Below are 373 nucleotides of genomic sequence, written 5' to 3' on the forward strand. Positions count from 1 at the left end.
TATGGAAATCAATAAACAATGTTTCCTTAAGGTGTTATTATCTGCCTTTTAGAACATCATTTCAGGATTCGACCGCCGCAGCATTAAACTGTGCAAAACACTTGTTCAACAGGTTTTTTGCCAGCCAGGGGGCTTTCTTCTTGAATGTCATTAAGGTATTCTATACTTTAGGGCTAAAAACGCTAATACATTTGCGCTTCAGCTAAAATTCTGTCAAGCCAGGAAGGGAGCCCGCTGGTGAGCGTTATTAAATCAAATCTTTTGCTGCTGCTGGTAGCAGCCATTTGGGGGCTGGCCTTCGTAGCCCAAAGAGTGGGTATGGAACACGTGGGCCCCTTTACTTTTAACGGAGTGCGGTTTATGTTGGGCGGCC

At 44.8% G+C, this 373-nt stretch carries 1 pseudogene; it reads left to right on the plus strand.

The window, feature by feature from the left end:
• Positions 1–234: 234 nt before the first annotated feature.
• Positions 235–373: pseudogene (locus B2633_RS17850) on the plus strand (EamA family transporter); the annotation flags it as partial.

The sequence above is a fragment of the Syntrophomonas sp. UBA1041 genome (assembly GCF_002316705.1).
GTDB lineage: Bacteria > Bacillota > Syntrophomonadia > Syntrophomonadales > Syntrophomonadaceae > DTU019.